General features: G+C 73.4%; 19 protein-coding genes. 12 read left to right on the plus strand and 7 right to left on the minus strand.

Annotated elements, in window-relative coordinates; all coding sequences use genetic code 11:
• Nucleotides 1-2 precede the first annotated feature (2 nt).
• Complete coding sequence (locus AB5J54_RS08880) at nucleotides 3-1,235, plus strand: acyl-CoA dehydrogenase family protein (protein WP_369143340.1); 1,233 nt, start codon at nucleotides 3-5, stop codon at nucleotides 1,233-1,235.
• Nucleotides 1,236-1,238: 3 nt separating this feature from the next.
• Here the strand turns inward: AB5J54_RS08880 and AB5J54_RS08885 are convergent, their stop codons facing one another.
• On the minus strand, nucleotides 1,239-1,832 hold the full coding sequence (locus AB5J54_RS08885) for a TetR/AcrR family transcriptional regulator (protein ID WP_369143341.1): 594 nt from the start codon (nucleotides 1,830-1,832) through the stop codon (nucleotides 1,239-1,241).
• 78 nt (nucleotides 1,833-1,910) lie between these two features.
• On the minus strand, nucleotides 1,911-2,699 hold the full coding sequence (locus tag AB5J54_RS08890; protein ID WP_369143342.1) for an SDR family oxidoreductase: 789 nt from the start codon (nucleotides 2,697-2,699) through the stop codon (nucleotides 1,911-1,913).
• Between the two features lie 153 nt (nucleotides 2,700-2,852).
• On the opposite strand from AB5J54_RS08890, the gene AB5J54_RS08895 reads away from it, so the two are divergent.
• From AB5J54_RS08895 to AB5J54_RS08915, 5 genes are all read left to right on the plus strand, one after another.
• Nucleotides 2,853-4,100 (plus strand): exo-beta-N-acetylmuramidase NamZ domain-containing protein, encoded by a 1,248-nt coding sequence (locus tag AB5J54_RS08895; protein ID WP_369143343.1) that lies wholly within the window; start codon nucleotides 2,853-2,855, stop codon nucleotides 4,098-4,100.
• Between the two features lie 75 nt (nucleotides 4,101-4,175).
• On the plus strand, nucleotides 4,176-5,513 hold the full coding sequence (locus tag AB5J54_RS08900; RefSeq protein WP_369143344.1) for an erythromycin esterase family protein: 1,338 nt from the start codon (nucleotides 4,176-4,178) through the stop codon (nucleotides 5,511-5,513).
• A 126-nt stretch (nucleotides 5,514-5,639) separates the two neighbouring features.
• Nucleotides 5,640-6,872: a serine-threonine protein kinase gene (locus AB5J54_RS08905; protein ID WP_369149267.1), complete on the plus strand. Its 1,233-nt coding sequence runs from the start codon at nucleotides 5,640-5,642 to the stop codon at nucleotides 6,870-6,872.
• A gap of 146 nt (nucleotides 6,873-7,018) precedes the next feature.
• Entirely contained in the window at nucleotides 7,019-7,633 is a 615-nt protein-coding gene (locus tag AB5J54_RS08910; protein ID WP_369143345.1) for a hypothetical protein, read from the plus strand.
• The gene (locus AB5J54_RS08915) at nucleotides 7,630-8,469 is read left to right on the plus strand and encodes a 3-keto-5-aminohexanoate cleavage protein (RefSeq protein WP_369143346.1); all 840 of its coding nucleotides are present in this window, start codon (nucleotides 7,630-7,632) and stop codon (nucleotides 8,467-8,469) included. The genes AB5J54_RS08910 and AB5J54_RS08915 overlap by 4 nt, the downstream gene beginning before the upstream one ends.
• On the opposite strand, the gene soxR is transcribed toward AB5J54_RS08915, so the two are convergent.
• Nucleotides 8,466-8,945: a redox-sensitive transcriptional activator SoxR gene (soxR, locus tag AB5J54_RS08920; RefSeq protein ID WP_369143347.1), complete on the minus strand. Its 480-nt coding sequence runs from the start codon at nucleotides 8,943-8,945 to the stop codon at nucleotides 8,466-8,468. The genes AB5J54_RS08915 and soxR overlap by 4 nt on opposite strands.
• A gap of 126 nt (nucleotides 8,946-9,071) precedes the next feature.
• Here soxR and AB5J54_RS08925 point away from each other — a divergent pair, with 126 nt between their 5' ends.
• Complete coding sequence (locus tag AB5J54_RS08925) at nucleotides 9,072-9,533, plus strand: MaoC family dehydratase (RefSeq protein WP_369143348.1); 462 nt, start codon at nucleotides 9,072-9,074, stop codon at nucleotides 9,531-9,533.
• Here the strand turns inward: AB5J54_RS08925 and AB5J54_RS08930 are convergent.
• From AB5J54_RS08930 to AB5J54_RS08940, 3 genes are all read right to left on the minus strand, one after another.
• The gene (locus tag AB5J54_RS08930) at nucleotides 9,524-10,150 is read right to left on the minus strand and encodes a TetR/AcrR family transcriptional regulator (protein WP_369143350.1); all 627 of its coding nucleotides are present in this window, start codon (nucleotides 10,148-10,150) and stop codon (nucleotides 9,524-9,526) included. The genes AB5J54_RS08925 and AB5J54_RS08930 overlap by 10 nt on opposite strands.
• A 77-nt stretch (nucleotides 10,151-10,227) precedes the next feature.
• Nucleotides 10,228-10,518, minus strand: coding sequence for a YiaA/YiaB family inner membrane protein (locus AB5J54_RS08935; protein ID WP_369143351.1), 291 nt, complete (start codon nucleotides 10,516-10,518; stop codon nucleotides 10,228-10,230).
• A gap of 61 nt (nucleotides 10,519-10,579) precedes the next feature.
• Nucleotides 10,580-11,731 (minus strand): acyl-CoA dehydrogenase family protein, encoded by a 1,152-nt coding sequence (locus AB5J54_RS08940; protein WP_369143352.1) that lies wholly within the window; start codon nucleotides 11,729-11,731, stop codon nucleotides 10,580-10,582.
• 70 nt (nucleotides 11,732-11,801) lie between these two features.
• Here AB5J54_RS08940 and AB5J54_RS08945 point away from each other — a divergent pair, with 70 nt between their 5' ends.
• The 4 genes from AB5J54_RS08945 (at nucleotide 11,802) to AB5J54_RS08960 (ending at nucleotide 15,126) form a co-directional block, all read left to right on the plus strand.
• The gene (locus AB5J54_RS08945) at nucleotides 11,802-12,482 is read left to right on the plus strand and encodes a TetR/AcrR family transcriptional regulator (protein WP_369143353.1); all 681 of its coding nucleotides are present in this window, start codon (nucleotides 11,802-11,804) and stop codon (nucleotides 12,480-12,482) included.
• Between the two features lie 18 nt (nucleotides 12,483-12,500).
• Nucleotides 12,501-13,196: an ArsR/SmtB family transcription factor gene (locus AB5J54_RS08950; RefSeq protein WP_369143354.1), complete on the plus strand. Its 696-nt coding sequence runs from the start codon at nucleotides 12,501-12,503 to the stop codon at nucleotides 13,194-13,196.
• A 67-nt stretch (nucleotides 13,197-13,263) separates the two neighbouring features.
• Nucleotides 13,264-14,178 carry a DMT family transporter gene (locus tag AB5J54_RS08955; protein WP_369143355.1) on the plus strand — a complete coding sequence of 305 codons (915 nt, stop codon included), beginning with the start codon at nucleotides 13,264-13,266 and terminating at the stop codon, nucleotides 14,176-14,178.
• A 213-nt stretch (nucleotides 14,179-14,391) separates the two neighbouring features.
• Nucleotides 14,392-15,126: a TetR family transcriptional regulator gene (locus AB5J54_RS08960; RefSeq protein ID WP_369143356.1), complete on the plus strand. Its 735-nt coding sequence runs from the start codon at nucleotides 14,392-14,394 to the stop codon at nucleotides 15,124-15,126.
• Here the strand turns inward: AB5J54_RS08960 and AB5J54_RS08965 are convergent.
• On the minus strand, nucleotides 15,109-15,777 hold the full coding sequence (locus AB5J54_RS08965; RefSeq protein ID WP_369143357.1) for a TetR/AcrR family transcriptional regulator: 669 nt from the start codon (nucleotides 15,775-15,777) through the stop codon (nucleotides 15,109-15,111). The two genes, AB5J54_RS08960 and AB5J54_RS08965, sit on opposite strands and share 18 nt — an antisense overlap.
• A 122-nt stretch (nucleotides 15,778-15,899) precedes the next feature.
• Here AB5J54_RS08965 and AB5J54_RS08970 point away from each other — a divergent pair, with 122 nt between their 5' ends.
• Nucleotides 15,900-16,838 carry a DMT family transporter gene (locus AB5J54_RS08970; RefSeq protein ID WP_369143358.1) on the plus strand — a complete coding sequence of 313 codons (939 nt, stop codon included), beginning with the start codon at nucleotides 15,900-15,902 and terminating at the stop codon, nucleotides 16,836-16,838.
• The last annotated feature ends 46 nt before the right edge of the window (nucleotides 16,839-16,884 follow it).

A 16,884-nucleotide genomic window follows, 5' to 3' on the forward strand; every position in this document is an offset into this window, starting at 1 on the left:
TCATGGACTTCGCCTACGACGCCCGTACGGTCGAACTGCGCGAGAAGCTCCTCGCCTTCATGGACGAGCACGTCTACCCGGCCGAGGCCGTCGCCGAGGAGCAGCGCGCCCGGCTCGCCTCCCCCTGGGACACCCCGCCGGTGGTGGAGGAGCTCAAGGCCGAGGCCAAGCGGCAGGGGCTCTGGAACCTTTTCTTCGTGGACCAGCACGGCCTTCCCGACGCCGCGTACGGGGCGGGGCTGACCAACCTCCAGTACGCGCCGCTCGCCGAGATCACCGGCCGCAGCCCGCACCTCGCCCCGACGGCCCTCAACTGCGCCGCCCCGGACACCGGGAACATGGAGCTGCTCGCCCAGTTCGGCGACGAGGCGCAGAAGAAGCAGTGGCTGGAGCCGCTCCTCGCCGGCGAGATCCGCTCGGCCTTCGCGATGACCGAGCCCGAGGTGGCCTCCTCCGACGCGACGAACATCGAGACCCGGATCCGGCGGGACGGCGACGCGTACGTGGTCGACGGCCGCAAGTGGTACATCTCCGGGGCGATGAACCCGGACTGCAGGATCTTCATCGTCATGGGCAAGACCGACCCCGACGGGCCGGACCTCCGCCGCCAGCAGTCGATGATCCTCGTGCCGCGCGACACCCCGGGCGTCGAGGTCCGGCGCGCGATGCAGGTGTACGGGTACGAGGACCACTCCCACGGCGGCCACGCCGAGGTGATCTTCGACGGGGTCCGGGTCCCGGCGGCGAACATCGTCGGCGAGGAGGGCGGCGGCTTCGCCATCGCGCAGGCCCGGCTCGGCCCCGGCCGCATCCACCACTGCATGCGGCTCATCGGCATGGCGGAGCGGGCGGTCGAGCTGATGTGCCGGCGCGCCGTCTCCCGCACCGCCTTCGGCAAGGCGCTCGCCCAGCAGGGCGTCGTGCAGAACTGGATCGCCGACGCCCGGGTGACGATCGAGCAGCTGCGGCTGCTGGTCCTCAAGACGGCCTGGCTGATGGACACCGTCGGCAACCGGGGTGCCCACACCGAGATCCAGGCCATCAAGATCGCGACCCCGCGCGCCGTCGTCGACATCATCGACAAGGCCGTGCAGGCGCACGGGGCGGGCGGTGTCTCGCAGGACTTCCCGCTGGCCGAACTGTGGGCGGCGGCGCGGACGCTGAAGCTGGCGGACGGGCCGGACGAGGCGCACCAGCGGTCTCTGGCACGGCGGGAGCTGAAGAAGTACCTCTAGCGCTTACGGGCGCAGGGCGCGCAGCAGGAGGTCGGCGAGGTGGTCGGCCACCTGCTGCGGGGTCAGCGGGCCGTCCGGGCGGTACCAGGTCGACAGGTGGTGCACGGAGCCGAAGTGGTAGTCGACGACGAGGTCGGCGGGCGTGGCGGAGGAGAAGACGCCCGACCGCTGGCCTTCCTCGATGAGGGCCCGGAACCGCTCGTGGTAGTGCCGCCGCTCGGACCGGACCTGCTTGTTCTTCTCGGGGCTCAGGTGGTGCATCGAGCGGAAGAAGATGGCGGCGTCGTCGAGGTTCTCGATGGTGGTGACGACGACGTCGGCGGCGGCGGCGCGCAGCCGGTCCTCGATGGGCTCGTCGGCGTCCGCGAAGGCGTCGAGCCGTTCCTGCTGGAGGCGCAGGACGCGGGAGTAGACCTCCTGGAGGAGGTCCTCCTTGGAGCCGAAGTAGTGGTAGAGCGCTCCCTTGGTGACCCCGGCGGCCTCGACGATCTCCTGGACGGAGGTGCGGTCGTAGCCCCGCTCCGCGAAGAGCCGGGTGGCGGCGGCGAGGAGTCTCTGGGGGACGGGGGTGCCGTTCCCGTCCGTCGTCCTGGCCATGCTCCGCCGCCTTCCCTGGTGATCGTTTTCGGTCACGGGAACGCGTTCCCGTCAGTAGATCTTCCCATCAGTCCGGGCCTACGGCTGACGGGCGCCCGTCTCCCAGGTCCGCTGCACGTGGTTCATCGTGGTGAGCCACCGTTCGGGGTCGGTGGCGCGGTTGCGGTAGTAGCCGGCGACCTCGGGGTGGGGCAGGACGAGGAAGCGGTCGGCGGCGATGGCGTCGAGCAGGGCGTCGGCGACGTCCGCGGGCTCGATGGCGGTCGGGGCGAGGACGAGCTCGCCCGCGGATCCGGCGGCGGTGAGCATGTCCGTACGCACGCCCTGGGGGCAGATGGCATGGACCTTCAGGCCGCGGTGGCGGTAGGTGAGGGAGAGCCATTCGGCGAAGGCGTACGCGCCGTGCTTGGAAACGCTGTAGGGCGCGGCGCCGATCATGGTGAGCAGTCCGGCGGCGGAGACGGTGGAGACGAAGCGGCCGCTGCCGCGCTCCAGCCACTCCGGGAGGAGGGCGCGGGCCGCGCGGACGTGGGCCATGACGTTGACGTCCCAGGCGGCGGCCCAGACGTCCTCGTCGGCGAAGGCGTCGCCGGGCGAGGAGAGTCCGGCGTTGGCGCACCATACGTCGATGGCGCCGGTGCCGCCGAGTGCCTCGCGGGCCTCGTCGACGACGGCGGAGGCGTCGCCGGGGACGGCGACGGCGCCGATCTCCTCGGCGACGGCCTTGGTGCGCCCGGGGTCGAGGTCGTTGACGACGACCCGGGCGCCCTCGGCGGCGAAGCGGCGGGCGAGGGCGGCGCCGATGCCGCCGCCCGCTCCGGTGACGACGACGCCGGCGCCCCGGAGTCCGTTCGTGTCCGCGGTCATGGACCCACCTCTCGGCTGTGACGACGCACTGAAGACCGCCACAGACTAACCGGTCGGTATGGAGCGACGGAAGACCCGTTCCGCACGCCTCGTTCCCCGGGGCGGTCAGGAGCGCTAGCGTGCGTGGTCATGTCATTGGCGAGGAGGTCCCGCATGAGCCTGTCGCGACGGAGTCTGCTGGCCGCCGGAGGCGCCCTGGGGGCGGTGGCCGCCACGAGCGCCGCCCCCGCCTCGGCCGCCGGCGAGGGTCACGGCCGCGTCCGGACCGGCTTCGAACGGCTCGCGGCCGACGGATACGCGCTCCTCGCGGGCGAGCGGGTCGGCATCGTCACCAACCCGACCGGCATCACTCCGGACGCGCGGCACATCGTGGACGTGATGCACGCCGACGAGCGGGTGGACCTGGTCGCCGTCTTCGGCCCCGAGCACGGCTTCCGGGGCACCGCCCAGGCGGGCGGCTCCGAGGGCCGGTACGACGACCCGGCGACCGGACTGCCCGTCTACGACACGTATCTGAAGAGCGGACAGCCGCTGGCGGACGTCTTCACCGCCTCCGGGGTGGACACGGTCGTCTTCGACATCCAGGACGTCGGCGCCCGCTTCTACACGTACATCTGGACGCTGTACGACTGCATGGCGGCCGCCGCCGTCGCCGGGAAGCGGTTCGTCGTCCTGGACCGGCCGAACCCGGCGACCGGACGGGCGGCGCTCGGACCCGTCCTGGACCGGGCGTTCGCGACCTTCGTCGGGCGTGAGCCGATCGCGCAGGCGCACGGCATGACCGTGGCCGAGCTGGCCGCGCTGTTCAACGCCGAGTTCCTGGCCTCTCCCGTCGCCCTGGAGACCGTACGGATGACGGGGTGGCGGCGCTCGGAGTTCTTCGACGCGACCGGGCTGCCGTGGGTGCCGCCCAGCCCGAACATGCCGACGCCGGAGACCGCGCTCGCCTACTCCGGCACCTGCCTCTTCGAGGGCACGAACCTCTCCGAGGGCCGGGGCACCACCCGCCCCTTCGAACTCCTCGGCGCCGAGGGCGTCGACCGGCGGTGGGCGGAGGCGGCGAACGCCCTCGGCCTGCCCGGGGTCCGGTTCCGCGAGGCGTACTTCGCCCCGACCTTCTCCAAGTTCCAGGGGAAGACGGTCGGCGGCGTGCAGCTGCACGTCCACGACCGGGAGTCCTTCGACCCGGTACGCACCGGGATCGGTCTCCTGGTCACCGCCCGCGGCTCCTGGTCCGGCTTCGCCTGGCGGGCGGACCACTGGATCGACAAGCTGACCGGCTCGACCCGGGTACGGACCCTGATCGACGCCGGCGCGGGCGTCGACGAGGTCGTCGGCGCGTGGGAGACGGACCTGGAGGCGTTCCGGGCGGTGCGCGAGGAGCATCTGCTGTACCGGTGAGGGGGGTTGCCCCCCGTACGAGAGGGGGGCCGGCGGGATGTCCCCCCAGGCGTCCCGCCGACCACGCTGGGACACATGAAGCTCTCCTTACGACGCCGTCGTCTGCCGCTCGTCGGGCTCCTGCTCGCCGCCTGCCTGGGCTCCCTGGCGCCCGCCGCGGGCGCCGCCACGGCCCCGCCCGGCCCCGATCCCGCACGGGAACTCGCCCGCTCCGCCCGGCCCCTGACCGATCTGCGTCCCCTCGACCGGATGATCGGCTCGGCCAAGGTCGTCGGCCTGGGCGAGGCCACCCACAGCTCGGCGGAGTTCTTCGAGGCCAAGCACCGGGTCTTCGCCCACCTCGTGGAGTCCCGGGGCTTCACCACCTTCGCCCTGGAGGCGCCCTGGTCCACCGGACTCCTCGTCGACGAGTGGGTCCGCACCGGCAGGGGCGACATCCGGACGATCATGCGGGACGAGTTCCAGGAGTCGTACCGCCTGTGGAACACCGAGGAGTACCTCGACCTCTTCCGGTGGATGCGCGCGTACAACCAGCGCCACCCCGGGCACCAGGTCCGCTTCATGGGCGACGACCTCGGCTACGCCGGTCCGAACCTCTTCGACACCGTCACCTCGTACGTCGCCCGCGTCCACCCCGCGCTCCTCCCCCGCTTCCAGGAGCTGTACCGGGACTCACGGCCCACCGGCGAGGTCGAGGCCTGGATGAAGGGGTACATGGAGAAGCCGCACGCCGAGCGGCAGCGGATGGCCGGCGACGTGAACCGCGCCCTCGCCCTCCTGGAGCGGCAGAGCCCCGGCAAGGGCCCCGGGGCCCGGGAGGCGCACCTGTGGGCGGTGCAGCACGCGCGCGCGATCGCCCAGGTCGGCACCGAGTACGCCCACGACCTGATGACACCGGAGGGGGTCGCCGCGGCGATGCTCTACCGCGACCGCGTCATGGCCGAGAACACCGTGTGGTGGCAGCGGCGGACCGGCGACCGGATCGTGCTCTCCGCGCACAACGGGCACGTCGGCTACGAGACGCCGAGGCCGGACCAGTACCCGCGGCTCCAGGGCGCCTTCCTGCGGGACGCCCTCGGCCGGGACTACGTGAGCGTGGGCGCCTCCTTCGGGCAGGGCTCCTTCAACGCGCACGACACCGGCGCCCCCGGCGAGCCGCTCCGGACCTTCACGGTCGCCCCGCTCGGCGCCGACAGCAGCTCCCACACCCTCGACCGGGTCGCCGCCACCCCCTTCTACCTGGACCTGAGGCATACGACTCCGGCGGCGCGCGACTGGCTCGCCGTGCCCCGGCCGACCCGGCAGATCGGGACGGTCTTCCCCTGGCCGGACGACACCGTGCCCGTGCGGCTCTCCACCGCGTACGACCTGCTGATCCACTTCCCCCGGGTCTCTGCGGCACGGCTGCGCTGACTCCCCTTCACAGGTCTGGACGGGGCCGTGCGCGGGCATCCTTGCGGAGGAGCCGCCGCCCGCGCACGGGGCGCACGGGCGCTGCGGCCCCCTCGACGTGGAGGGACGGGGCTGGCCGTGACGGGGATGAGTGTGGAGCCGTACCGGGAGATCACCTTCGACAAGGACGGCGACGGGCCGCCGGGCCAGGCCTCGGAACTCGCCGCGCTCGCCCGGCAGGGGGTGGGCGACCTGGTGGTGTTCGCGCACGGGTGGAACAACTCCCCGTCCGCCGCCACCCGCCTCTGCTCCGACTTCTTCGCACCCTTCCCGGGGCTGCTCGCCCCCGGGGTGGAGGCGGGGTACGCGGGTCTGATCTGGCCCTCGATGATGTTCACGGACGAGCCGGTGCCCGACTACCGGGCCCTGGTGACGGTCCTCCCGGAGAAGGAGCCGGTCATCGGGCGGCTCACGGAGCTCCTCGCCGCGGCGCCGGAGTCGGAGGCGGCGTTCGAGGAGTTCGGGGCGCTGCTGCGGGAGCTGACGGACGTGGACGTGGCGTCCGCGGCGGTGGCGTCCGCGGCGGTGGCGTCCGCGGCGGTCGCGGAGCCGGTGCCGGAGTTCCTGGTGGCGGACCCGGTGGCGGTGTGCGCCCTGTTCACCGAGGCCCTCGAATCCGACGGGGCGGTCCCGGTGGCGAGCTTCGGCGCGGGGCTGAAGAAGTACTGGAAGGGCGCCAAGGAGGCGCTGCGGCAGGCCACGTACTACGTGATGAAGAAGCGGGCCGGGCAGGTCGGCGAGCACGGGCTCGGGCCGCTGCTCGGCGAGGTCGCGCGCGCCGCCCCCGGGCTCCGCGTCCATCTCGTGGGCCACAGCATGGGCGCCCGCCTGGTCGCGTACGCCCTGCGGGGGCTGCCGGGCGGGGCCCGGCCGGTCGCCTCCGTGACGCTCCTGCAGGGTGCCTTCTCGCACTACGCGTTCGCGGCGCGGCTGCCGCACGACCCGGGGCGGTCCGGTTCGCTGCGGGACGTCAAGGAGCGGGTCCGGGGGCCGGTGGTGGCCTGCTACTCGCGGCACGACTCGGCGCTCGGGGTGATGTACCCGCTGGCGTCCCGGCTCGCGAACGACTCCGCGTCGCTGGCCGGCCCGACGGAGGGGCTGCTCGGCCCGGACGACCCGCGCTGGGGCGCGATCGGGCACGACGGCGTGCAGGCCGTGCCCGGGGCCGTGCGGCTGGGCCTCGCGGAGGCCCTGCGCGACGGGGTGCCGGACTCCGGGTGCGTGAGTGTGGACGCGGCCGAGGTGGTCCGCTCGCACAGCGACATCTGCCGTCCGGAGCTGGCCGGGGTCGTGGTCTCGGCGGCCCGGGCGGGCCGGTAGAACCCACCGGACGCGCTGGTTCCGCCGGGTGACAGGTGTCTCTTCCACCCCGTTGATGGCTGCCATCGGAATTTCGATGGAACACGGCGGGGCTCCCGTTCGTCCCTCTGATAGCGCGGAAGGACCAGCGGCGGAGGTGGCGAGGGATGGCCGGTTTCCGGAGTCTCGCGAGACAGGTGCGCGATCCGGGGTGCGACACGGCGTTGCGCAGATACTCACTGCGCAAGTGCCTGGAGAGGTTCGCGCCCTACGGGCACCGCGCGACCTGGGACCATCTGTGCCGCCGGCACAGGTTCGGTCCCGAGGACCGGGAGCTCGACCCGGAGCGCCTCGTGGCGGCGCTCGACGAGCTGGAGGAGGCGCGGGCCGTGTGGCTCGCGTACGAGGAGCGGTTCGCCGCCCGGCGGCGGCGCGAGAAGAGCGAGGGGCTGCGCGGGCTCGGCGCGCTCGACGACTGGCACCGGCGGGTCTGGGGCGGCAACGGCGTGGTCCGCTGCGGCGACCCGGCGGTTCACCCCTCGGACCCGCTGCCGGAGGTGCTGCGGCGGCTGATCGGCGCCCTGGAGCGGGGGCCGGGCGAGGCGTGCCCGGTGTGCGCGGGGCCGCGGATCGAGTGGGCGGGGCCGGGCGACCCGTACGAGCCGTGGCTCGGCCCGGTGTGCGGGGACTGCGGGGTGGGCGTCCCGCGTGCGGTCCTGACCACGGGGGCGCTGGCCCGGGCGCGCGGTGACCGGCGCCTGCCACTGGCCTCGGCGGCGTGAGCGCCGCAGCCGCGGTGCTGCAGGTGTGTCTCAACGGGTCACGGGGGCCGCGGGACTCGGCGGCGGTCCCGATGACGCCGGAGTCCCTGGCGGAGTCCGCGGCCCGGTCGGTGGCGGCGGGGGCCCGCGAGGTGCGGGTGCATCCCCGTACTCCGTGCGGTGGCACGTCGCTGTCGCCCCGGGTGCTCGGGCCGGTCCTGACGGCGATCGGGGCGGCGGTCGGAACTCCGGTGCGGGTCACGACGACGGCGTCCGCCGAGCCCGACCCGGGCCGCCGGGTGGAGCGGATCCGCTCCTGGACGGTGCTGCCCGGTCTGGTGTCGGTCGACTGGCACGAGCCGGGCGCCGAGGAGGTGGCGACGGCCCTCCTGGAGCGCGGGATCGCGGTCGAGGCCGCGCTGTGGTCCGGCACGGACGGCCCGGCCCGGTTCGCGAGCTCGCCGCCGGCGTCGCGGGTGGAGCGGGTCCTCGCGAAGGTCACGGCCCCCGCCATGGGCCCCGACCTCCTCGCGAAGGTCACGGACCTCGACGCGCTTGCGAAGATCGCGGACCCCGACCTGCTCACGGAGGTCACGGACCCCGGCCTCCTCGCCCAGGCCGGCGGCCGGGGCGGCGATTCCGCCGCCACCGCACGCGTCCTGCTCCCGGCACCGGCCGTGCCGCCCGGGGTCCCGGTGCTGCTGCACGGCGTGGACGACGGCGTCTGGCCGGTGCTGCGGCTCGCCCGCCGCCTGGGCGCCCATGCCCGGATCGGCCTGGAGGACACCCTGTTCCTGCCGGACGGCACCCGGGCGCGCTCCAACGCCGAACTGGTCGCGGCGGCCCTCGCGTACTAGTCGGTGGTCTTTTCCACCGGGCGGCGTACGGGGAGGAGGCGGGAGCCCGCCATCTGCTCGCCGAAGCGGTCGTCGGGGTTGGACAGGACGCAGGTCTCCAGGGAGAGACAGCCGCAGCCGATGCAGTCCGTCAGGTGGTCGCGGAGCCGGCCGAGCTGCTTGATGCGCTCGTCGAGTTCGGTGCGCCAGGCCCCGGAGAGCCGGGCCCAGTCCTCGTTCGTGGGGGTGCGCTCCTCGGGGAGCTGGGCCAGCGCCTCGCGGATGGTGGCCAGGGGGATGCCGACCCGCTGCGCGGCGCGGACGAAGGCGACGCGGCGGAGCGTGTCGCGGCCGTAGCGGCGCTGGTTGCCGCTGGTGCGGCGGCTGCTGATGAGCCCCTTGGCCTCGTAGAAGTGCAGGGCGGAGACCGCGGCCCCGCTGCGGGCGGAGAGCTGGCCGACGGTGAGTTCGTGGATCTTCTCTGGAATCTGCGGCACTCGTCGAACCCTACTGGTCCCTGGCCTGCGGCCGTTGACAGTCGCCCCCGCACCCCACATGCTGAGCAAGCGCTTGGATACCGACCAATGGGTATGTCGTATGCCCTACCAGAAGGGACGAGGAACATGGCCGAGCCGAGGATCTTCACCTCCGCCGAGGAGCTGCGCGCGGGGGTCGGCGAGCAGCTGGGGCACAGCGACTGGGTGGAGATCGACCAGAAGCGGATCGACCTCTTCGCGGAGGCGACCGGGGACCACCAGTGGATCCATGTGGACCCGGAGCGCGCCGCGGCCGGCCCGTTCGGTTCGACGATCGCGCACGGCTATCTGACGCTGTCGCTGCTGCCGCTGTTCGTCCCGCAGGTGCTGCGGGTCGAGGGCATGAAGATGGGCCTCAACTACGGGACGGAGAAGGTGCGTTTCCCCGCCCCGGTCCCGGTGGGCTCGCGGCTGCGCGCGACCGCCGTCCTGACGAAGGTCGAGGAGGCGGGCGGCGGCGTGCAGGTGACGGCGGCGGTGACCGTGGAGCGCGAGGGCTCCGAGAAGCCGGTCTGCGTGGCCGAGTCGGTCTCCCGCTACTACTTCTGAGCGCCGACCATCCGGAGGACGAGGTCGGCGTAGAGCACGCCGATCTCGTCGGCCGTCCGGCGGCCCTGGGTGTTGAACCAGCGCGAGACGTCGATGCAGAGGGAGAGCACGGCGACCGCGGTGCCGGACACGTCGAGCACGTCGAACTCGCCCGCGGCCGCGCCCTCTTCGAGCAGCCGGCGCACGGTCGCGTCGGACTCGCGGCGCAGCTCGATGATCTCGGCGCGGTGCTCGGGGCCGAGGGCGTCGAGCTCGTACTGGACGACGCGCGCGGTCGTGTGGCGCTCGGCGTGCCAGCGGACGAAGGAGCGCACGGCGTCGGCGAGGCGCTCGGCGGCGGTGCCGTCGCCGTCGGCGGAGGCCCGGAGGATCTCCAGGGCCTTGTCGTGGCCGATGCGGCTGATCCGGTGGAGCAGCTCTTCCTTGGTCTTGTAGTGGATGTAGAGCGCGGCGGGGCTCATCCCGGCGCGGCCCGCGATGTCGCGGGTGGTGGTGGCGTGGTAGCCGCGCTCGGCGAACGCCTCGACGGCGGCCACGAGCAGCCGCCGGGCCGCCTCGGGCGTGACCTCGCCCCAGGGCATGTCCTCGGCCCCGGGCGTCTCCTCCGCCGCGCTCATCCCACACTCCTTCTCGGACCCCGTCAGGACGAACACCATACAACGAGGGTGAGCAAGCGCTTAGATCCCGCGGGTGCTCATCCCAGCTTCTGGAAGGGGTCGTGCTCGGCGAGGAGCTTCTCCAGGCGGGCCTGGTCGACCCGGCTGACGATCTGGCCGGCCTCCTGGCGGTCGCGGACGACCTTGGCGAGGGTGAAGGCCGAGGTCGTGAGGTAGAGGACCGAGATCGCGAGGAAGGCGCGGACCCAGGCGCTGGCGTCGAGCTGGAAGATGCCGATGCCCACGGCCGCGATCGCGATCCCGAAGGAGATGACGGCCTGCAGGTAGTAGGCCGCGGTGTTCTGCTGCTTGACCGGTGTGTCGCTCATGCCGGACAGCATCGGACGGATGTGGCCGGCGCCACATCCGTCCGCGTACTCAGCGAGGTACTCAGAAGGCCGAGACCCCCGTCAGCGCGCGGCCGATGATGAGCTTCTGGATCTGGCTGGTGCCTTCGTACAGGGTCATGACGCGGGCGTCGCGGACCAGCTTCCCGACCGGGTACTCGTCGATGTAGCCGTAGCCGCCGAAGACCTGGAGGGCGTTGTTCGCGGCGCGGACGGCGGCCTCGGAGGCGTACAGCTTGGCCTTGGAGGCGGCCGTGGCGAAGTCCTGGCCCCGGTCGACGAGGTCGGCGACGCGCCAGGTGAGCAGCCGGGCGGCGTCCACGTCGACGGCGATGTCGCTGAGGAGCTCCTGGACCAGCTGGTACGAGGCGATGGGCTTTCCGAACTGCTCGCGCTCCCCCGCGTACCGCACGGCGGCGTCGAGGGCGGCCTGGGCGATGCCGACGCAGCCGGCGGCGACCGACATGCGCCCCTTGGCGAGGGCGGACATGGCGACGGCGAAGCCCTTGCCCTCGGGGCCGAGCATCGCGGCGGCGGGGACGCGGACGTCCTCCAGGACCAGTTCGGCGGTGGCCTGGCCGCGCAGGCCGAGCTTGCCGTGGACGGGGCGGCGGGTGAGGCCGGGGGTGTCGGTGGGGACGAGGAAGGCGGAGACGCCCTTGTGGCCGGGGGTGTCGCCGGTGCGGGCGAAGAGCAGCACGACGTCGGCCCAGGTGCCGTTGGTGATGAACATCTTGCTGCCGTTGACGACATACGTGTCGCCGTCCCGCACGGCCCGGGTGGCGAGGTTCCCGGCGTCGGAGCCGGTGCCGGGCTCGGTGAGGCCGAAGCAGCCGAGGGCCTCGCCCGAGGCGAGCCGGGGCAGCCACTCCCGCTTCTGCTCCTCGCCGCCCCAGGAGGCGATGGTCTTGGCGACCAGGCCGAGGGAGACGGAGACGATGCCGCGCACGGAGGAGTCGCCGCGGCCCAGTTCCTCGGTGACGAGGCAGTACGCGAGGTGGTCGCCACCCGAACCGCCGTACTCCTCCGGGATCGTGAGCCCGAGGAAGCCGACGGCGCCGAGCTTCTTGACGATGCCCCGGTCGACCTCCTCGGCGCGGTCCCACGCGGTCGCGTGCGGGGTGACCTCACGGGCGACGAAGTCCTCGGCGAGCCGCCGTACGGCCTCCTGCTCCTCGCTCAGTTCCAGATTCATGCGGTGCCACCCCACTCGGCCATTTAATTACCACTGCTAGTTTTTCTTGTGCGGGCCTACTATGTGCGCCATGGCCCGACCGCGCAAGCCCCTGCTCAGCCGAGAACGCATCGTCGAGACGGCGGGCGCGCTCGTGGACACGGAAGGCCTGGCCGCGCTCTCCACCCGGCGGCTCGCCGCCGAACTCGGGGTGAGCGGGCCCTCGCTCTACAACCACTTCCGCACGAAGGACGAGATCCTCGACGCGATCGCGGACGCGGTGAGCGCGAAGATCGACCTGTCGATGTTCGAGGAGGACGACGACCGGGACTGGCGGACCGCGCTGCACGACTGGGCCGTCTCCTACCGCGCCGCCCTCGCCGACCACCCGCACATCGTCCCGGTCCTCGCCCAGGGGCCCGGCCGCCGCCCGGCGGGCCTGAAGGTCGCCGACGCGGTCTTCGGCGCGATGGTCCGCGCGGGCTGGCCGCCGGCCCAGGCCACCTCCATCGGCGCGCTGATGCGGTACTTCATCACCGGCTCCGCCCTCGGCTCCTTCGCCCGCGGCTTCGTCGACGACGAGGCAGCCTACGACCCGGCCGACTACCCCCACCTCGGCCAGGCCCACCTCCTCGCGGAACACCGCCAGAAGGTCGACGAGGGGGCCTTCGAGACGGGCCTGCGCGCGCTGCTCGACGGTCTGCGGCTCCAGTACGAGGCGATCCCCGCCCGCCCCGGGGCACCGCACGGTTCGGCCACCGCCGAAGCGTGAGTGGGGCAGGCTTGCCGTATGGCAGCCAGTGATCTCGCCGCGCTCGCGGCGCTCTTCGCGGACGAGAGCCGCGCCGCGTTCCTGCTCGCCCTGCTCGACGGGCGGGCCTGGACCGCCGGGGAGCTCGCCCGGCACGCCGGGGTGGCGCCGTCCACCGCAAGCGAGCACCTCGGGAAGCTCGTCGCGGGCGGGGTGCTCGCCGAGGAGCGGCAGGGCAGACACCGGTACGTACGCCTCGCCGACCCCGGGATCGCGCACCTCGTCGAGGACCTCGCCGCCCGGTCCGAGCCCGAGGTGCCCGCGCCGCCGCGCTCGCTGCGGGCCGCGAGCGCCGGGCAGGCGATGGCGCGCGGCCGGACCTGCTACGACCACCTCGCGGGGCGGCTCGGCATCACGATCACCGAGGCGATGACGGACGGCGGACTGCTGCGCCAGGACACCGGTTTCGCGCTCACCGACCGGGGCCTCGCCTGGTTCGACGAGCAGGGCATCGCCCTCGTACGGAAGGGGCGGCGGCCCGTCGCGCGCGGCTGCCTCGACTGGACCGAGCGCCGCCCGCACCTCGCGGGGATCGCGGGCGCCGCGCTGTGCCGGCACGCGCTCGACGCCGGATGGTGCGTACGGATCGGGTCCGAGCGGGCCGTGAAGGTGACGCCGGAGGGCGAGACGGCCCTGGCGGCGGGCCTGGGCATCGCGGCGGCCGCGCTGCGGTGACGGACCCCGCGCCCTTCCGCCGGATATTGCGGTGAGCGCCGAAGGGTTCGCGCCCTACGGTCGGGGCATGCAGAAGCAATCCTCCCGGCTCGCGCTCGCCGCCGCCGGTGTCACCGTCGTCCTGTGGGCCTCCGCCTTCGTCTCCATCCGCAGCGCCGGGGCGGCCTACTCCCCCGGCGCGCTCGCGCTCGGCCGGCTGCTCGCCGGGTCGCTGGTCCTCGGGGCCGTGCTGCTCGTTCGGCGGGAGGGGCTGCCGCCGCGGGCCGCCTGGCCGGGGATCGTGACCTCGGGGCTGCTCTGGTTCGGGGTGTACATGGTGGTCCTGAACTGGGGCGAGCAGGAGGTCGACGCGGGCACGGCGGCGATGGTCGTGAACATAGGGCCGATCCTGATCGCCCTGCTCGGCGCGCGGTTCCTCAAGGAGTCCCTGCCGCCCCGGCTCCTCGCCGGCATGGCGGTCTCCTTCGCGGGCGCGGTGACCGTCGGCCTGTCGATGTCCGGCGGCGGCTCCGGCGGGCACGCCTCCGCGCTCGGGGTGGTCCTCTGCCTGCTCGCGGCGATGGCGTACGCGGGCGGGGTCGTCGCCCAGAAGCCGGCGCTCGCGCACGGCAGCGCGCTCCAGGTGACGACCTTCGGGTGCCTGGTGGGGGCCGCGGCCTGCCTGCCGTTCGCGGGGCAGCTGGTCGAGGAGGCGGGCCGGGCGCCGCTGTCGGCGACCCTGAACATGGTCTACCTGGGCGTGTTCCCGACGGCGCTCGCGTTCACGACCTGGGCCTACGCCCTGGCCCGTACGACCGCGGGCCGGATGGGCGCCACGACGTACGCCGTGCCCGCCCTCGTCGTGATCCTCGCGTGGGTGTTCCTGGGCGAACTGCCCGGCCTGCTGACGCTCGCCGGGGGTGCGCTGTGCCTCGCGGGCGTGGCCGTATCCCGCTCCCGGGCGCGGGCTTCCGTGACCGCCGGAACGGCTGAATCCACCTGACAGGGCATACCCCCGGTTCCGGTCAGTTCGCGGGCGGCCCGTGCGGGGCGGGCGCCCGCGACCTGGGAGAAGGAGGCGCGTCAACCCCCAGTTCCGGCCTGCCGGAAGAGAAGCCACGTTTCGCCGCTCCTCGGCCGGATAGTTTCGAGTCGGTCACAGGCGCGGGCCGGAACATAACGCTCCGGCCCTTCTGGCGAGTTCACGGGGGAGCTCATGGCGATTCAGCAGCGGGCGGAACGCACGAGGCAGGAGATCCTGTCCTCGGCCGCGCGGGTCTTCGACAGAGAGGGCTACGAGCGGGCCTCCCTGGCCCGGATCGCCGGCGAGGCCCGGGTGACGACCGGCGCCCTGGTCTTCCACTTCGCGACCAAGTCGGACCTCGCGACCGCGGTGCGCGGGCGGGCCCGCGCGGTCACCCGGGTCACGGTCGAGTCGGCCTGCTTATCCATGGAGGGCGTGGGCGGCACCGCGATCGACAAGCTGGTCATCACCACCCACGCGCTCATCCGGCTCTTCGAGACCGACTCCGTGGCACGCGCCGGTGAACGGCTCGCCCGCGAGCTGCAGTCGACGGACCCCGGCCCCGGGCAGGACTGCCCCTGGCGGCGCGAGGTGGGCCGGCTCGCACGGTTCGCGGCGGCGGAGAAGGCCCTGCGGCCGGGCGTGGACGCGACGGCCGTGGCGGCACTCATCGGTTACGTGATCACCGGCGTGGAACTGGAGATGCGCGTCCCGAGCGCGCCGGCCGACGAGCTCTGGCCCGCGCCCGCCGGGCACAACCCCGCCCCCCTGCACGACCCGGCGGAGGAACGGCTGCGCCGCATCTGGGAGTTGATCCTGCCGGGCCTCGTCCACCCGTCCGCGCAGGCGGCCCGGACGGCGGCCCAGGGGGCGGCTCAGGCGGCGCCGAAGGCGGCCTCGCAGGAGAGGTCAGCGACCGCCTCCTGACTCCAGCAGCTGACGGGCGAAGGCCGTCAGCGACCGCCCGATGCGCTCGGCCGACAGGCCGAGTTGATGCCGCTGGAACTGGAAGAGCTCGGGCGACAGTGGACTGAGCGCGATGTCGATCAGGGGGTCGGGGTCCTCGACCCCGTGGTCGACCAACAGGGTCCGGACATGGACGCGCCAGAAGCCGTACGCGCCCGTCCGGAACCGCGCGGGGCCCGTCTCCGCCCCCAGGGCCAGCGGCAGATGCCGTTCGAGCAGATCGAGCATCGCCAGGTAGAACGCGGCGAGCCGCTCCCCCGCCGGTGCGCCGGGGCCGAGCGGGGGCGGCCCGTAGATGAGCTGCCCCTGCAGCCGGCGCTCGTGCTCGTCGAGCAGCGCCACGGCGACCGAGGACGGATCGGGGAAGCTCCGGTAGAGCGTGGCGCGGCCCACGCCCGCGGCCTTGGCGATGCGGTCCATGGTGACCGACCGCGGGTCCTGCTCGGCGAAGAGCCGCTCGGCCGCGGCCAGGATCTGGGCACGGTTGCGCTCCGCGTCGGCACGTCTGCGCGGGGCGACCGGCTGCTCGTCCGCGGCCTGAAGATCACCGAGGAGACCGCCGACCCGGTGCACGGAGGCGGCTCCCCGACCTCGCTGCTCTTCCTCGCTCATGGATCAGACCTTACTTCCCCCGGGGCTAAGTGGACACCTTGTCCGTTTGCCATGTTGCGTGGCATGCTAAACGGACTCAGTGTCCACTTATCCGCTCGCCATCCCGCCCCAGGGAGATCCAGATGCACACCGCGCTACTCGCCGCGGCCCTGCTGGTCGGCTGCCTCCTCGCCGTCCAGGCCTCGGTGAACCTCCAGCTCAACTCGGCCGTCGGCACCCCGTACGGCGCTTCGACCATCCAGCTCGGCGTGGCCACCACGCTGCTCGTCGTGCTCGCGGTGGCCGCCGGCGCGCTCGGCGCGCTCGGCAAGCTGCCCGACGTGGAGTGGTGGCAACTGCTCGGCGGACTCGCCAGCCCCCTCTACATCACCAGCGGCATCCTGCTGTTCCCACGGCTCGGCGCCCTCGCCGCCGTCGGACTCTTCGTCACCGGGCAGATGTTCTCCTCGCTCGCCCTCGACCTCTTCGGCCTCCTCGGCCTGAAGCAGAAGGACCTGAGCGTCGGCATCGTCCTCGGCGCCCTCGCCGTCCTCGCCGGCATCGTCGTGATCATCCGGGGCATGAAGGCCGCGGCCCCTCCCGGCGCCCCGAAGATGACCGCCGCCGGCCGCATCGGCTGGCTCGCCCTCGGCATCGTCGCCGGCGGTGTGCTGCCGGTGCAGGGCGCGGTCAACGCCCAGCTGCGCGCCCAGCTCAAGGAGCCCATCACCGTCGCCGTGATCAGCTTCGCCGTGGCGACCTTCACCATCGCCGTCGTCCTGCTCGTGCTCTACGCGACCCGGAAGACCCCGAAGCCCAAGATCGCCCCGCTGAAGAAGATGCCCTGGTGGGGCTGGCTCGGTGGCGCCTGCGCCGCCGCGTACGTCACCGGCACCTTCCTGCTCATCCCCACCATCGGCGCGGCCGTGACCATCGCCCTGACCGTGACCGGGCAGCAGCTGACCTCGGCGCTGATCGACCACAAGGGCCTGTTCAAGCTTCCGCAGCGCTCCCTGACCAAGCCGCGCGCCCTGGGCCTCGCCCTGCTGATCGCCGGCTCCCTGACCATCCAGCTCGTCTGACCGAGGCCGGCGCCTCCCCCGGGCCCCCGCCCGGGGGACCCCCCGG

The sequence above is a fragment of the Streptomyces sp. R44 genome, assembly GCF_041053105.1.
In the GTDB taxonomy this organism is placed as follows: Bacteria; Actinomycetota; Actinomycetes; order Streptomycetales; family Streptomycetaceae; genus Streptomyces.

Coding starts and splice junctions, on each gene's coding strand:
- AB5J54_RS08880 (WP_369143340.1), top strand. CDS start 3: ATGGACTTCGCCTACGACGCCCGTACGGTCGAACTGCGCGAGAAGCTC.
- AB5J54_RS08885 (WP_369143341.1), bottom strand. CDS start 1,832: ATGGCCAGGACGACGGACGGGAACGGCACCCCCGTCCCCCAGAGACTC.
- AB5J54_RS08890 (WP_369143342.1), bottom strand. CDS start 2,699: ATGACCGCGGACACGAACGGACTCCGGGGCGCCGGCGTCGTCGTCACC.
- AB5J54_RS08895 (WP_369143343.1), top strand. CDS start 2,853: ATGAGCCTGTCGCGACGGAGTCTGCTGGCCGCCGGAGGCGCCCTGGGG.
- AB5J54_RS08900 (WP_369143344.1), top strand. CDS start 4,176: ATGAAGCTCTCCTTACGACGCCGTCGTCTGCCGCTCGTCGGGCTCCTG.
- AB5J54_RS08905 (WP_369149267.1), top strand. CDS start 5,640: ATGAGTGTGGAGCCGTACCGGGAGATCACCTTCGACAAGGACGGCGAC.
- AB5J54_RS08910 (WP_369143345.1), top strand. CDS start 7,019: ATGGCCGGTTTCCGGAGTCTCGCGAGACAGGTGCGCGATCCGGGGTGC.
- AB5J54_RS08925 (WP_369143348.1), top strand. CDS start 9,072: ATGGCCGAGCCGAGGATCTTCACCTCCGCCGAGGAGCTGCGCGCGGGG.
- AB5J54_RS08930 (WP_369143350.1), bottom strand. CDS start 10,150: ATGAGCGCGGCGGAGGAGACGCCCGGGGCCGAGGACATGCCCTGGGGC.
- AB5J54_RS08935 (WP_369143351.1), bottom strand. CDS start 10,518: ATGAGCGACACACCGGTCAAGCAGCAGAACACCGCGGCCTACTACCTG.
- AB5J54_RS08940 (WP_369143352.1), bottom strand. CDS start 11,731: ATGAATCTGGAACTGAGCGAGGAGCAGGAGGCCGTACGGCGGCTCGCC.
- AB5J54_RS08945 (WP_369143353.1), top strand. CDS start 11,802: ATGGCCCGACCGCGCAAGCCCCTGCTCAGCCGAGAACGCATCGTCGAG.
- AB5J54_RS08950 (WP_369143354.1), top strand. CDS start 12,501: ATGGCAGCCAGTGATCTCGCCGCGCTCGCGGCGCTCTTCGCGGACGAG.
- AB5J54_RS08955 (WP_369143355.1), top strand. CDS start 13,264: ATGCAGAAGCAATCCTCCCGGCTCGCGCTCGCCGCCGCCGGTGTCACC.
- AB5J54_RS08960 (WP_369143356.1), top strand. CDS start 14,392: ATGGCGATTCAGCAGCGGGCGGAACGCACGAGGCAGGAGATCCTGTCC.
- AB5J54_RS08965 (WP_369143357.1), bottom strand. CDS start 15,777: ATGAGCGAGGAAGAGCAGCGAGGTCGGGGAGCCGCCTCCGTGCACCGG.
- AB5J54_RS08970 (WP_369143358.1), top strand. CDS start 15,900: ATGCACACCGCGCTACTCGCCGCGGCCCTGCTGGTCGGCTGCCTCCTC.